General features: G+C 52.5%; 12 protein-coding genes. 8 read left to right on the top strand and 4 right to left on the bottom strand.

Annotated elements, in window-relative coordinates; all coding sequences use genetic code 11:
- Nucleotides 1–79: 79 nt before the first annotated feature.
- The 5 genes from Q0835_RS03025 to Q0835_RS03005 all read left to right on the top strand — a co-directional run bounded on the left by Q0835_RS03025 (nucleotide 80) and on the right by Q0835_RS03005 (nucleotide 6,010).
- The gene (locus Q0835_RS03025; RefSeq protein ID WP_298815899.1) at nucleotides 80–586 is read left to right on the top strand and encodes a hypothetical protein; all 507 of its coding nucleotides are present in this window, start codon (nucleotides 80–82) and stop codon (nucleotides 584–586) included.
- 157 nt (nucleotides 587–743) lie between these two features.
- Entirely contained in the window at nucleotides 744–1,427 is a 684-nt protein-coding gene (locus tag Q0835_RS03020; protein ID WP_298815901.1) for a PspA/IM30 family protein, read from the top strand.
- Between the two features lie 2 nt (nucleotides 1,428–1,429).
- Nucleotides 1,430–2,170: a YqiJ family protein gene (locus Q0835_RS03015; protein ID WP_298958290.1), complete on the top strand. Its 741-nt coding sequence runs from the start codon at nucleotides 1,430–1,432 to the stop codon at nucleotides 2,168–2,170.
- A 57-nt stretch (nucleotides 2,171–2,227) separates the two neighbouring features.
- Nucleotides 2,228–4,087 carry a flotillin domain-containing protein gene (locus Q0835_RS03010; RefSeq protein ID WP_298815906.1) on the top strand — a complete coding sequence of 620 codons (1,860 nt, stop codon included), beginning with the start codon at nucleotides 2,228–2,230 and terminating at the stop codon, nucleotides 4,085–4,087.
- Nucleotides 4,088–4,279: 192 nt separating this feature from the next.
- On the top strand, nucleotides 4,280–6,010 hold the full coding sequence (locus tag Q0835_RS03005; RefSeq protein ID WP_298958289.1) for a hypothetical protein: 1,731 nt from the start codon (nucleotides 4,280–4,282) through the stop codon (nucleotides 6,008–6,010).
- Nucleotides 6,011–6,043: 33 nt separating this feature from the next.
- Here the strand turns inward: Q0835_RS03005 and Q0835_RS03000 are convergent, their stop codons facing one another.
- Nucleotides 6,044–7,690, bottom strand: coding sequence for an FMN-binding glutamate synthase family protein (locus Q0835_RS03000; protein WP_298815909.1), 1,647 nt, complete (start codon nucleotides 7,688–7,690; stop codon nucleotides 6,044–6,046).
- A gap of 364 nt (nucleotides 7,691–8,054) precedes the next feature.
- On the opposite strand from Q0835_RS03000, the gene Q0835_RS02995 reads away from it, so the two are divergent.
- The gene (locus Q0835_RS02995) at nucleotides 8,055–8,969 is read left to right on the top strand and encodes a hypothetical protein (protein ID WP_298958288.1); all 915 of its coding nucleotides are present in this window, start codon (nucleotides 8,055–8,057) and stop codon (nucleotides 8,967–8,969) included.
- 44 nt (nucleotides 8,970–9,013) lie between these two features.
- Here Q0835_RS02995 and Q0835_RS02990 read toward each other — a convergent pair whose 3' ends face one another.
- Nucleotides 9,014–10,315: a glycosyltransferase gene (locus tag Q0835_RS02990; protein ID WP_298958286.1), complete on the bottom strand. Its 1,302-nt coding sequence runs from the start codon at nucleotides 10,313–10,315 to the stop codon at nucleotides 9,014–9,016.
- A 205-nt stretch (nucleotides 10,316–10,520) separates the two neighbouring features.
- On the opposite strand from Q0835_RS02990, the gene Q0835_RS02985 reads away from it, so the two are divergent.
- Together Q0835_RS02985 and Q0835_RS02980 are read left to right on the top strand one after the other, a co-directional pair.
- Nucleotides 10,521–10,946: a secondary thiamine-phosphate synthase enzyme YjbQ gene (locus tag Q0835_RS02985; protein WP_298815915.1), complete on the top strand. Its 426-nt coding sequence runs from the start codon at nucleotides 10,521–10,523 to the stop codon at nucleotides 10,944–10,946.
- A 135-nt stretch (nucleotides 10,947–11,081) separates the two neighbouring features.
- Nucleotides 11,082–11,342, top strand: a complete 261-nt coding sequence (locus Q0835_RS02980) for a hypothetical protein (RefSeq protein ID WP_298958284.1) — start codon at nucleotides 11,082–11,084, stop codon at nucleotides 11,340–11,342.
- A gap of 45 nt (nucleotides 11,343–11,387) precedes the next feature.
- Here Q0835_RS02980 and Q0835_RS02975 read toward each other — a convergent pair whose 3' ends face one another.
- Both Q0835_RS02975 and Q0835_RS02970 read right to left on the bottom strand, forming a co-directional pair.
- Complete coding sequence (locus Q0835_RS02975; RefSeq protein WP_298958282.1) at nucleotides 11,388–12,143, bottom strand: SDR family NAD(P)-dependent oxidoreductase; 756 nt, start codon at nucleotides 12,141–12,143, stop codon at nucleotides 11,388–11,390.
- 27 nt (nucleotides 12,144–12,170) lie between these two features.
- A complete protein-coding gene (locus Q0835_RS02970; RefSeq protein WP_298958280.1) occupies nucleotides 12,171–12,611 on the bottom strand; it encodes a hypothetical protein in 441 nt (146 codons plus the stop codon).
- Nucleotides 12,612–12,956: the final 345 nt, after the last annotated feature.

Below are 12,956 nucleotides of genomic sequence, written 5' to 3'. Positions count from 1 at the left end.
TGATTGAAATTTGTTGACAAAAATTAAAAAGTGAATACATTTGTAAACGAAAGAAGCCAAATGTTGACGAGTGACTATCGTGCCCAAAAGCATTCCAATCAGTGTCAGATTAAGTGACGATGATGTTGCGTTTCTGGCGAGTTATGAAGTTCAGGGCGCGCGCACTCCAAGCGACAAGCTCCGTGAAATTCTGAAAACGGCTCGAGAGCGAGAGCGAGGAGCGCAGGATGTTTCATCTTGTGAGGATTTGCTCCGACTAATGGTGCGGCCGGGTGAAAAAAAGTTGCGCCAATTACAGCGAGCGGCCGGAGTCAGGTCCGACCTTGTACTTAAGCTGTACGAGCGCTTGCCTGAAATGCTCGCAGAGTTGATTGCGGCTGCGCCTGGGCCGGGCGGAGACGAAAGCGAGTTACGCCGATTTGAAGCGGACTTGGCGGCGGAATTGTTCTCTTTGATCGAAGAAGTCTTCGATTTGGGTTTGACCTCGCCAAGCCGGACATACGACCCGGATCTAATGGACAACAGGCTGACGCCGATTTTGGAAATTGCCAAGATTCTCGACCAGCGCCGGCAGTCCGAAACCTGAGTGGATATACTATTAGGCGGTTTTTGCCGACAGGGCCGCTTTTGCGCAATTTACGTTCGCGCGATGTTTGATCACTTGATTTCAGAGTTTTGGCAGCTGTCTTTCTGAAATTCGGGTAACGACTTTTATTCTAGTTGAAGCGGAAAAGGAGCAAATCATGTCAGAAGGTCTTGTTGCACGGGTGACACGCCTGGTTTCGGGTGGTGTGAATCAACTTGTTGATTCCATTGAAAATGCCTCTCCTGAAACCGTAATGGCAGAAGCTATACGCGAAGTTGAGCGCGCCATCGATCAAGTGCGAGACGAGTTGGCAAACGTTTTGGCCAACAAGCACTTGGCAAATACACGTTTGGGTGACACCACAAGTCGTCATGAAGAGTTGCAGGGCCAAATAGCACTTGCGATCAATGAGAGCCGTGATGATTTGGCGGAAGCGGCAATTGCGCGCCAGCTGGATCTTGAAAGCCAGATCCCGGTTCTGGAAACTGCCGTCTCAGAAGCCAGCCGTGAGGAAAAGGAGCTGGAGGGTTATGTTGAAGCCCTTCAGGCGCGTAAGCGTGAGATGGATAGTGAGCTGGCCAATTATCGCAAGTCGATGCAGCAAACTACAGCGGATGCCGCGGCTTCGGGTGCCGCTGCCTCCAAAAACAGCGTCGAAAGCAAGACCCGCAAAGCTGAGGAAACTTTTGACAGGGTGATGAAAAATGCGACCGGTCTGCCAGGGGGCAAAGTGACGGACCTCGAAAACGCGGGCAAGCTGGCCGAGCTGGATGAACTTACACGTAAAAACAGGGTTTCCGAGCGCCTGGCAGCCTTGAAAGCCTCTGCGAGAGACAGTTAAGCATGATTGATTTCATTCTCGCGGATCAGAACACGTCCTTCGCGGTTGCCCTCGGTTTGATGCTTGCAATCGCAATGGCGGAGGGTGTCGGCACCCTGATGGGGCTTGGACTGTCGAGCATGGTCGATAGCCTGCTCCCCGAGGTTGATTTGCCCGATGTCGATGTGCCGGAATTCGATGCGGACGTGTCGGGTGGAGCACTTCCGGCTGATCTGGAAGTCGTTGGCGCATCAACGGAAACCGCAGTCGCAGGTCCAGGGCTCTTTGGCAGGATCCTTGGATGGCTCTGCTTCGGGCGTGTACCGGCTCTGATCATTCTCGTGATTTTCCTGACCGGTTTCGGCATCGCGGGATATCTGGTCCAAGCGATTGTTCATTCTTTAACTGGGTGGCTCTTGCCCGGCATCGTAGCCTCTGCTGCCGCATTTGCCGGCGCATTGCCCTTGACGAGGGTCACTGCCTTGGGTCTCTCAAAAGTGATGCCCAAGGATGAAAGTGATGCGGTTTCTCGGGCAACGTTCGTTGGCCGTCCTGCGCTGATCGTTCAGGGAAATGCGATTGGTGGCTTGCCTGCGCAGGCACGCTTGCGGGATGCGACTGGCCAAAGTCACTACCTGCAGGTGGAGCCGGACATTGACGGCGAGGTTCTTGAGCAAGGGACGGAGGTCATTATTGTTCGCCAGCTCGGAGCCACCTACACGGCAATCAGGAACACCAACGAGACGCTCTCCGGGGCTGTTTGAAAGCCTGTGCCGTTAGCGGAAATTTTTCAAAGAAGTTGAATAAAGGAGTGCCTTATTATGGAACAAATAGTTGGCATCGTCATTCTTGTGGGCATCAGTTTTGTCGCTCTGCTCGCCATTGGTTTGATCATATCTCGGCTCTATCGCCGGTCATCCAAAGAAGTGTCGTTTGTTAGGACCGGCTTTGGCGGTCAACGTGTCGTCATGAATGGCGGGACGCTTGTGCTGCCGGTTCTGCACGACATCATTCCCGTCAATATGAATACGTTGCGCCTGGAAGTTCGCCGCTCCAACGAACAGGCTTTGATCACCAAGGACCGTATGCGCGTGGACGTGTTAGCTGAGTTCTATGTCAGGGTTCAGCCAACCATCGAGTCGATCGCAAATGCTGCCCAGACCCTTGGTCAGCGCACCATGAAACCGGAGGCTTTGCGCGAACTTGTTGAGGGTAAGTTTGTTGATGCGCTGCGCGCTGTGGCTGCAGAGATGGCGATGGAAGAACTGCACGAACAACGCGTCAACTTTGTTCAGAAAGTGCAGGCAGCAGTTTCCGAAGACATTCTCAAGAACGGTTTGGAACTTGAATCAGTGTCATTGACAGGGTTGGACCAGACCAACAGGGAGTATTTCAATCCGGAAAATGCCTTTGATGCGGAAGGTCTGACCAAACTTACGCAAGCGATCGAGGAACGCCGCAAAAAGCGGAATGACATCGAGCAAGAGACCGAAGTGCAGGTTCAGCGGAAGAATCTGGAAGCTCAACAAGAGAAATTACAGATTGAACGTGATAATCAGTTTGCACTGTTGGAACAGCAGCGCGAAGTGGAAGTACGTCGCGCCGAACAGTCTTCCCTAATTGCCAAGCAGCAAGCTGAAAGAGAGCGCGAGGCCGAAGAAGCCAAAATTATTGCACATCAGAAAGTGCGACATGCTGGCATTGAGTCCGATCAGGCCGTGACAGAGCGCCAGATTGCTATGGACCAACAGGTGCGTGAGCGTGAAATTTCCAAAGAACGTTCCGTTGAAGCGGCAAATGTTGAAAAACAGAAGCTGATCGAACTTGCGGAGCAGGATCGGGATATTGCGGTTGCCGCCAAATCCCGCGAGAAATCGGAAGCCGAGGCAGAAGCTGACCAGGCCCGTGCGATTGCGGCGCGTGCCGAGGAACAGGTTTCCACAGCGCGCGAAACCGAGGTTGCTGAGCGTGACAAGCAGATCGAGCTGATCGAGGCACGAAAGGCAGCCGAAATGGACGCCGTTGCTATTACAGTCGGCGCTGAAGCTCAGAAGCAGGCAGCTGCCGACCATGCTGAAGCTATTCGTGTCGCTGCTGAAGCGGAAGCGGCCAAGTCACGTATCGAGGCACAAGGTTTCGCCGAAGCGGAAAAGCTGCGTGCGGACGCTCAACAGGCCATTTATGCTGTAGAAGCGGCCGGTCAGCAGGCAATCAATGAGGCTGCAAACCTTTTGTCCCCGGATCAGATTGCCATGCAGATACGCATGAAACTGCTTGAGCAGCTGCCCGAGATCATTGCTGAGAGCGTCAAGCCGCTTGAGCAAATCGATGGCATCAAGATCATCCAGGTTGACGGAATGGCTGGTGCAGGAAGCTCAGCAAGCGGAGCGAACGGAAATGGCGGCGGCGGAAATCTCGCCGATCAGATGGTGTCCTCAGCTTTGAAGTATCGTTCCCAAGCGCCTCTTCTTGACGCGATGATGAAGGAAGTCGGATTGGACGGCTCAGGTCTGTCAGGCTTGACTGCGAACATGGAGATAGCGCCAAAAGAGGTTGTCGATGAAAGGGCAGCGGTAAAGGATACGCCCTTCTCCGAGAGCGGATCAGGCGCAGTGACAGCGGATCCGGTCAAGGCGGATAGTGGAGATGGTTCGCTTCCGGTTTCAAGATCCACTGACTGAACAACCAAAGGCCCGGTATTTGCCGGGCCACCTTTTCCTCAAACCGATCTGATGCAGAGACCGACGGGTGCGGATGCTTTCATGCTCCAGATTCAGAACCTTTCGGCGTGCCCGAAATTCAACAATCGAAATTGTTGAGTTGTAGATCATGCTGTCATACGCATCCTTTGTTCTTGGAACTCCGTTAAAAGCATGAATCAAGAAGAGAAATGGACCGGAGAACGAGCTAAAGGCAGGGAGGCGATGGAAATCGCAATCCTTGCGACCGTACTGGTGTTGGCCCTGTTTGGTTTAGCAATGTACTTGTTTTTCCAAAAGCTTTCGAATTTAAGCGAGCAGACCGAACTTCTATCAAGTCGCATTGCCGCGCTCGAGCAGCAGTTGTTTCAAAGTTATCAGCCGTCTGAAAGCCAGGTGGTTACCAGAGCTGAGCCTGAACCGGCTGCCAAGACGGCAACACATCAAAATCCTCATGAAGAGTTAACCGGCAGATGGTCGTCCATTGAGCCGAAAAAAATTGAAACGTTCAAAGTGCGCCCGGACGGTACAATCATCGAAACGCGCAGGGCGCCCACTTCGAAACAGGGCGAAGGGCTATCAAACTTCGGCACCAAAAAAGTCAATTCGATCAGCGCGGATGTCGCCGATCCTGGCAACGCACCAAGATCCGATCCAGGTAACACAGGCCTCAAGATAGGCAGCACCATTGTGGACGTTCAAAGGTGCACAAAAACCGCCAAAATCATCAATTGCGAAGTAAAGATTCTACTTGACGGTGAGTCCTTGAAAGATGTTGTCATCTCGAACAAAGGCACTTTTGCTGTCGGTTTTGATAACGCCAAATATCGAGTTTCGTCATTTCAGACCGAGCAGCAAGACGACAGACAATATAACAGATCAAAGGTGAGTTTGATCGATGGCGTTCCACTCAACGTCCGATTTCAGTTTCAAAGCGTTCCATCCACTTTGCCAGCACTGCAGTCCTTACACTTCAATATCGGCGGAAATACTTTTGTTTTCGGCAGTATAATGGTTGACTTAGAACCAGGCATTTCTCCGTCTGCAATTGATGAGGGACGGGATTTCGCTGAACACGATCTGAGCTACACATTCAGGCCATTTTTCGACACTGTCGGCGGCCCTGTCGTGATTGGTGATGTTGAAGCGAATGTTCTGGGATGCGGCGACGCGCGAAGCTATTTCTTTTGTGACCTGTTGCTTACCAACCAGGGGCCGTCAGGCCGCAGTATCAGCGTTTCTTACGAAAACTCACTCCTGCGAGACGAAAACGATACGGTTTTACCAGCAACATCATTTTCGATCGGGAAAGTTGGCCACAAACTGCACCATAACTATCAAGCTTTTCTAAGTGTAGCTCATCCCCTGACGCTTCGTTTTCGATTTTACAATCCTCGGACGAAAATTCAGGGATTGAAAGGTGCAGAATTTAATGTTGATGGAGAGGTATTCGAGTTCAGGAGTGCTGCGGCAAAAGGGGGCTTGACCAGTAAGAAGCCTGAGGAGCGGCAGCCGACACTGCCACCATCTCACTCGCAAAGGCCGAAGCAAATTGTAAACAATGTTTCTGCTGATCTTCAGTACTGTGAGAGGCGTGGGAAGTATTTCTATTGCAGTCTGGAACTGACCAATATCGGCCCCATTGGGCGTGACGTAATAATTACAAAAGACAAGTCTTTCGTCACGTCATTTCAGAATGCGACTTACCGCGTCTCGGGCTTCTCGATCAATGGAGCTGACCGCAAGAATTATCACCACAAAGTAGCATTTCTTGAGGAAGGCAAACCATTGAACGTCGGTTTCCGGTTCTTTGATCCCCCTTCAGGAATTGCCCGCTACAAGACATTGCAACTCAACATTGACGGACAACAAGTCGTTTTTGAGAACGTTCAGATCGATCCTTGATCAAGGTTAGATACAGGGATTTGGATACCTGTCTCAGTGGCCAACCTTGTGTTGCTGCAGTGCTTTTGCGGTTGCCAGGGATTTGGCTGGGTGGAAGCTGTCGGCTACGGCCATTTCCCAATAGGTTGAATAGGCGGGAATGTTGTGTGCTTCGTCGAGCAGTTCTCCCCGTTTCAGCCAGGTGAGTGCGGCGCTTGCAGGCATGATCGCGCGGTTGCCTTCGCGCAGGTAAAAATGCTCCGGCTCGAATTCGCTTGGGTGATCGAAGCCGGAAGCCGCCGTGAAGGCTTTCAGGGACCTGAGTGTGTTGCGATGGAAATTCGCGACCCTTTGGGATTTATCGGGAACGTCCAGCGCCTGCTGACGCTTGGGGTCCTGGGTTGCAACACCGGTCGGACAGCGGTTGGTGTGACAACTCTGGGATTGAATGCAGCCGACGGCAAACATGAAGCCGCGCGCCGAATTCACCCAATCGGCCCCGAGTGCCATTGTGCCAGCTATGTCATAGGCGCTGATCAGCTTGCCGCTGGCTGCCAGTTTGATGTCGTCGCGCAGTCCGGTGCCGACCAGGCAATTGTGTACGAAGGAAAGCCCCTGACGAAGCGGTGTTCCAAGCCTGTTGGCAAACTCAACGGGCGCCGCGCCCGTTCCGCCTTCCGCCCCGTCCACAACGATGAAATCAGGCTTTATGCCGGTCTTCAACATAGCCTTGACGATTGCCATGAATTCCCATCTGTGCCCAACACAGAGCTTGAAGCCAATCGGTTTGCCGCCGGACAGTTCGCGAAGTCTGGCGATGAAATCCAAGAGTTCGAGCGGCGTTGAGAATGCGGAATGGCTGGCCGGCGAAACGCATTCCTTGCCAACAGGAATGCCGCGCGCCTCTGCGATTTCTTCCGTAACCTTGGGGCCCGGCAATACGCCGCCATGGCCAGGTTTTGCGCCCTGGCTCATCTTGATCTCGATCATCTTGATTTGAGGGTTGGCGGCCTGTGTCTTGAACTTCTCCGCATCGAAGGTGCCATCTTCCGCCCGGCAGCCAAAATATCCACTGCCAAGTTCCCAGACCAGATCACCGCCGCCCTCCCGGTGGTAGCGCGAGACGCTGCCCTCGCCAGTATCGTGATAGAAATTGCCTGCCTTGGCACCCTTGTTCAGAGCCAGAATCGCGTTGCCCGACAACGAACCGAAACTCATGGCGGAAATATTGAACAGGGATGCCGAATAGGGCTGCTTGCAGTCCGGTCCACCGATTGTAACCCTCAGGTCGTCATGCGTTTCGGGTTTTGGGTTGATTGAATGGTTCACCCAGCCGTACGCGTTGTCATAGACATCCAGTTCCGTGCCGAAGGGCAGCACATCTTCAATGTTCTTGGCCCGGTCATAGACCATCGACCGACGTTCCCGCGAAAAAGGTCGCCCGTCCTGGTTGCTTTCAAAGAAGTATTGCCGAAGCTCCGGCCTGATGGCTTCGAACAGAAACCGGAAGTGACCGATCACCGGATAGTTTCGAAGGACGGAATGCTTGGACTGCGAGAGATCCAGCACACCTGTGACAGAAAGAGCTGTGAAGACGGCAAATGGCCAGAGGAAGTGAACGTTCCAGGCAAAGATCAAGATGAAGCTGACAAGAGTCAGAAAAAGGCACAGAAGGAAAACGAAATAACGGGCGGGAAACACAGGCTGGTGACTCCTCAATCAAATTGGCATTCATAGTTGTGTCAGGCAAAGGTCGAAAAGAAAAGAGAGATCCCGCTGCGCGATTGAAATGCTGTTTCTCCAGCGGCCCTGAGAACGCAAGAATTGGTGTTCGTCCAAGATGCCTAAAGTATCGGGATTGACTGCCGGTATTCACCTGTCAGGCGAGATAGGAAACACAAGTGTACCTAATGCTTCATCGCTCGGCGCCAGGCTTCGGTTTGACAAAAACCATTTTCAACCAAGAGGTGTGTATCGGTTGGTAGTCCCTGACGATAAGTCAATTTAATATATCAATGTAATTTCAAGTTTTTATTTTCTTAAAAATAGCAAAAGGGGTGGGGTAATGCTTAGTTTGAACGCCATTCTGATTATAATTCTGTGTTTTCTGGTCTTTATTTCCGGTGTGCTTGCTTACATCGCCTTTTATCGGAAGCCAAAGGAAGCTGAAAAACCTGCTCCAGCTTCTGAAGCGTCTTCTGGTTTTCGAGAAATGCTGGCTGACGACATCGTCAAATTCTCCATTGTCGGGTTGATTTTTGTCTCTGTGGTCGTACTGGGTGTTGGTATTTTTGGTGCTTCGAACAGTGATGCAGTTGAAAACAGTCAGTATGTATTCGCAGCCTTGTTGCCCCTGTTCGCAACCTGGGTGGGCACGGTTCTCGCCTATTACTTCAGCAAGCAGAACTTCGAAGCGGCCAGCAAGGCGACAGAGAGTCTCGTCAAGTTGTCAGGGCAAAAGCTCCGAGCTGTTCCTATCGAGGAAGCCATGATTCCTGTCGGAAATATTGTTGGGACAGTTGAAGCGCCGAATGGGGACCTTAAGGAAGTTCCGATCCAGAAGTTGGCGGAAGCTTTTGAAGACAAACTCCCTGGTGGCAGGCCGATTTCAAGAGTAGTCATCCTGACGCCGGGCAAGGCCTGCGTCGGTGTGCTTCATCGCGGTCTTTGGAGCGAAATGCGCGCTATCGACCTTCCGTCGAATGTTACCGTGAACTTCAAGAATGACCCGAAGAATGCGGACAAACTGGAGAAGGTGCACGACCTTGCCAGCGAGTCGCGGGCGCCTGAAACCTTTGGAACATTCATCACGGGGTATGTAGCCTTTGCGCGGGCGGGTGGAACGCTCGCGGACGCGAAAATGCATATGGAAAACAAGGACGGATGTCAGGATGTGATTGTAACGGCCACCGGAAAGTCAACCGAGCCTGTTGTTGGCTGGGTCACCAACGTTGAAATCGGCAAGGCTCTCGAGGCCTAGGCTGATCTTTGTTTGTTTCCGGTGACGGTCTGGTGCGACCCGTTTTATGAAGGCGCTTTCTGGCCGGTCTTAAGAATGCCGATCAGCATTTTTGCTGTCCCGGCTGAGCCGGGTTCCTTCGACATCGTTTCCGCGGCTTTTTCAGCACCAATTTGATATTTGGGGTTTTCAAGGGCTTTCAAGGCAGCCGTCAGTTGTTCCGGCGTCAGTTTCTTTTGAGGCAACGGGGCGGGGCCAGCGCCAATCTTGTGCACACGGCTTCCCCAGAATGGCTGATCGCCAAAGACCGGGCAAATGAGAGAGGGCTTGCCCCAGCGCAGCGCTTCATGCGTGGTGCCGGCTCCGCCATGGTGGACAACAGCTGAACACCGCGGAAACAACCAGCTATGCGGGGCCTTGTCGATCAGGAAAAGACGGTCCGCCATTTCAGAGGACAGTTTCTCTTTCACAAGTCCGCCCCAACCGGTGGCAAGCACTGCGCGCTGTCTTGTGTTCTCAAGACTTTCAAGAACTGTTGCCGTCAGCTTTTCAGGATCTTGGCTCGGCATTGAACCGAAGCCCAGATAGACGGGAGCTTTGCCGTCTTTCAGGAATTGCTGTAGATCGGCTGGGGGCTGATAGGCTGCGTCCGGCTCTGTGAGCCAATAGCCGCAGGCAATATTTTCGTCGCCCCAGTCCTCCGGTGTCGGCACCAGCGCTCTGGAAAAGGCTTGCAACGCAGGCGCCATGCCGCCACTCGGCCAATGACCGTCCATGAGAGCACCGGACATTCCAAATTCTGCTTCTGCTTCCGGTTTGATCGGTTTTATGAGTGACGCCAGTCCGGCCTTCATCAAAAAACGTCCGGCCAGATAGCTTTTGCGATTGAAGTAAGCGCCAAGGTTGGGAATGCCGAAGAGCGGCAATGGAAATTCTGCTGTCGGAGCGGTAACGGGTTGGAGCGCAGTCGGGAGAGCGGGGACACCAAGACGCCGTGCTGCAAGCGTCACGACAGTCGCTTTCAAATTGAACAGGATCAGGTCCGGCTGCTCATCGAGCGTTATCGACCACAGGCATCTCGTCAGTTCTTTCTGAAGTGCAAGGTTCTGCTTTGCCGCTCTGATTTTCCCTTTCAGTGAAAAGAGTGCCTCTTGAATTTCTTCACTTTGCAGAAGTGTCTGATAATTGATCGGCAGGGAACGAGCCTTTGCTCCCGTCTGTTCGATCATGTCCTCAAAGCCTTCGCCGGTGGAAAGCGTTACTTCGGCACCCTGCTGCACCAGAGCATTTGCGAGCGCGACATATGGCTGGACATCACCTCGCGTACCAAGCGAGGCAATTAGTATTCGTTTCGCAGCATTGGACATAAGGACTTCCGGAAGCGGTGACGCCGGGGGCGGCGATGAGAGGCCTTAGCTGAGATGGCGGTTGCCAGTCCCGGTTGCAAGCACCTAACTGTATCTTGGTTTTCGTGCCTGGCTGGAAAGCTGGTGTCCAAGGGGTGATTGCCAGAAAAAAGCGAATGGCATAAGCCTGTTCGAAATCGTTCGTTTCTCTATCTGAAAGCCCTTAATGCATACCGTTTTTTCTATTCGCACGGAAGGTCAGGGTCTCTACGAGTTCACCCGGAACGTTGCCGGTTGGGTCTCCGATCAAGGTGGCAAAAAAGGGTTGTTGACGCTCTTCGTGCGTCATACCTCCTGCTCACTGTTGATACAGGAAAATGCCGACCCGGACGTGCAAGGTGATCTGAAAGCTTATTTGCAGCGTCTGGTGCCCTCTGCGGATCATCCGTCCATGAATTATCTGGTTCATACATTTGAAGGGCCGGATGACATGCCGGCCCATATCAAGGCGGCGCTCTTGCCTGTTTCCTTGTCCATTCCGGTGACAAACGGCCAAATGGTTCTGGGCACCTGGCAAGGCATTTATCTGTTTGAGCACAGAACACGCCCGCACCAGCGTCAAATCGCGGCTCATTTCCTTTCAGACAACTAAGATTCGTTGAAAATAAAGGGAAATTGGAAACAGGTGTGACGATCGTCACACATGAAAAATTCCAACCCCATAGAGTGGTCACATTGTCCAAACGCGCTTGCCGCACAGGTGATCAGCCATCATGGGAGCAATGAAATGCGATCAAGCCTTGTGATTTTCTTTCTGCTGTTTTCCCAGTCTGCCGTTGCTGACCAGGACCCCAACAGGCCGACTGGAAAGATTGCCAAGGACCTCCAAATCGAGGAGGCGGTGTTCATCGAGTGCTTCAAACCGGTCAATCCGGAACCTGACAAATTTCCAAGCGGCGCGGAACAGCGTGCCAATAAGGCGATTCTTCTGCCTTGCCTGCAAAAGGCAAACCCTGCCATTACAAATGACCGGCTTGATGCTGTCTAGGACACGTATCGCCCGGAAGGGGCGTTTCGAAAGTAGGGCTAGGGCTTACTGGTCTCGAAGCGCGGGAAGGCCGACGCCCGTGCTTTCGAACCCACCATCGGCGGCGACCACTTGGCCAGTCACATACGTTGCCTGATCGGAACACATGAACGCAATCACCTCAGCAATTTCAGTCTCCTGGCCATATCGATTCAGCGGTATGGCATCATGATAGGCATCGATGATTTCCTGGCTGTGAACCGCCATGGCGAGTTTGGTTCTCACAGGTCCGGGACAGACACAGTTGGCTCGTATGCCGTGTTCTCCGAGTTCTGCTGCCTGCTGCTTTGTAAGCTGTATCACTGCAGCTTTCGAAGTGCCGTAGGCAACGCGCAACGTTGAAGCGCGCAGACCGGAAATAGAGGCAATGTTCACGATCGCGCCCCTTGTCGCCTTTAAAGCTGGCACAGCCGCTTGAGACACGAGAAAAACGCCATCCAGATTTGTCTCCATGACACGTCGCCAAACTGCGAAGTCCGTCTGGTCGATTGGTCCAAATTCGGCAACGCCCGCATTGTTCACGACCGCATCCAGACGTCCAAATCTGGAGAGAATTTGCGGCAGTGTGGTTGCCGCGTCTTCCGGAATTGAGACGTCACAGATGAAAGGGACCGCTTTCTCGAGGTCACTCCCGACCCTGAGCAGTTCTTCACCGTCCCTGTCCAGCATTGCAACGTGCCAGCCACGGTCCATCATCAGATGCGCAGTGGCAAGACCGATGCCTCTGGCCGCACCAGTGATCAGAACAACCTTATTCGTCATGTGCTTCCCGACTGATAAGTTCTGGCTTCAACGCATTGAGATACATACACGGATTGCCCCTGCATTGTCCCAAAGGGCAACGTCCTTGTCGTTGATCCTGAAGCTATAGGTGCCTGATGGGTCCGGTGCATTGACCGCCAAGGCCGCAAACTCGGCAAAGGGAATGATCCTGCCAGCTTGGTCTCTGACAAGCATCTCGCCAAAGGAATAGGACTGGTCAAATTTATAGCCATATAATGGGCCAAGGCTCTTCGCATCCTTGCCCGAATATCCGCGTGGCCCGACTGGCGCGTAGATGCCGTTGATGACACTCCAGCCGCCTTTGAAGCTGACACGACTTATTTTTCCGTCGGGCAAACTGAGTCTTTGCCAACCTTTTTTGGAATGAACATCGATACAGAAGTCAGCTGCTTCTGCAGCTGCTGGGAAAAGGAAGAGGAGAAAGACGGACAGGCGGGTCAAACGCATGACAAATTCCAAGAGAACGATTTTCCGAAAGAAGACCGCAGCGTCGATGAGCCGTCAAGGCGGATAAGGCATACAAATGCCCAACTTCTTTGACAGGCGGCTTCGTGAGAACACCAGCATGTCGTGTTGAATCAGCTTGTGAATTTCTTCAATCAATTTCTCAGGAAGAAAAGAGTTATATTTTTCAGATAACTAGGCGAGAAACTTAATAGGGTGAAATCAACTGGAAATGGAGGAACAGTGTTTCAGCTCTCGTTCGCGTAGTGTTGGAAAAGCTGATCAAGCAACAAGACAGTAGTGCAATTCTGACGCAGGTAACGGATCGGATTCACGTCATGCTCACAT

The sequence above is a fragment of the uncultured Roseibium sp. genome (genome assembly GCF_947499295.1).
Lineage (GTDB): Bacteria > Pseudomonadota > Alphaproteobacteria > Rhizobiales > Stappiaceae > Roseibium.
This window is presented reverse-complemented; position numbering and strand designations above follow the sequence as displayed.

What these genes read in the sequence shown, in the direction of transcription:
- Q0835_RS03020 (WP_298815901.1), top strand. Translation starts at nt 744, where the DNA reads ATGTCAGAAGGTCTTGTTGCACGGGTGACACGCCTGGTTTCGGGTGGT.
- Q0835_RS03015 (WP_298958290.1), top strand. Translation starts at nt 1,430, where the DNA reads ATGATTGATTTCATTCTCGCGGATCAGAACACGTCCTTCGCGGTTGCC.
- Q0835_RS03010 (WP_298815906.1), top strand. Translation starts at nt 2,228, where the DNA reads ATGGAACAAATAGTTGGCATCGTCATTCTTGTGGGCATCAGTTTTGTC.
- Q0835_RS03005 (WP_298958289.1), top strand. Translation starts at nt 4,280, where the DNA reads ATGAATCAAGAAGAGAAATGGACCGGAGAACGAGCTAAAGGCAGGGAG.
- Q0835_RS02995 (WP_298958288.1), top strand. Translation starts at nt 8,055, where the DNA reads ATGCTTAGTTTGAACGCCATTCTGATTATAATTCTGTGTTTTCTGGTC.
- Q0835_RS02990 (WP_298958286.1), bottom strand. Translation starts at nt 10,315, where the DNA reads ATGTCCAATGCTGCGAAACGAATACTAATTGCCTCGCTTGGTACGCGA.
- Q0835_RS02985 (WP_298815915.1), top strand. Translation starts at nt 10,521, where the DNA reads ATGCATACCGTTTTTTCTATTCGCACGGAAGGTCAGGGTCTCTACGAG.
- Q0835_RS02980 (WP_298958284.1), top strand. Translation starts at nt 11,082, where the DNA reads ATGCGATCAAGCCTTGTGATTTTCTTTCTGCTGTTTTCCCAGTCTGCC.
- Q0835_RS02975 (WP_298958282.1), bottom strand. Translation starts at nt 12,143, where the DNA reads ATGACGAATAAGGTTGTTCTGATCACTGGTGCGGCCAGAGGCATCGGT.
- Q0835_RS02970 (WP_298958280.1), bottom strand. Translation starts at nt 12,611, where the DNA reads ATGCGTTTGACCCGCCTGTCCGTCTTTCTCCTCTTCCTTTTCCCAGCA.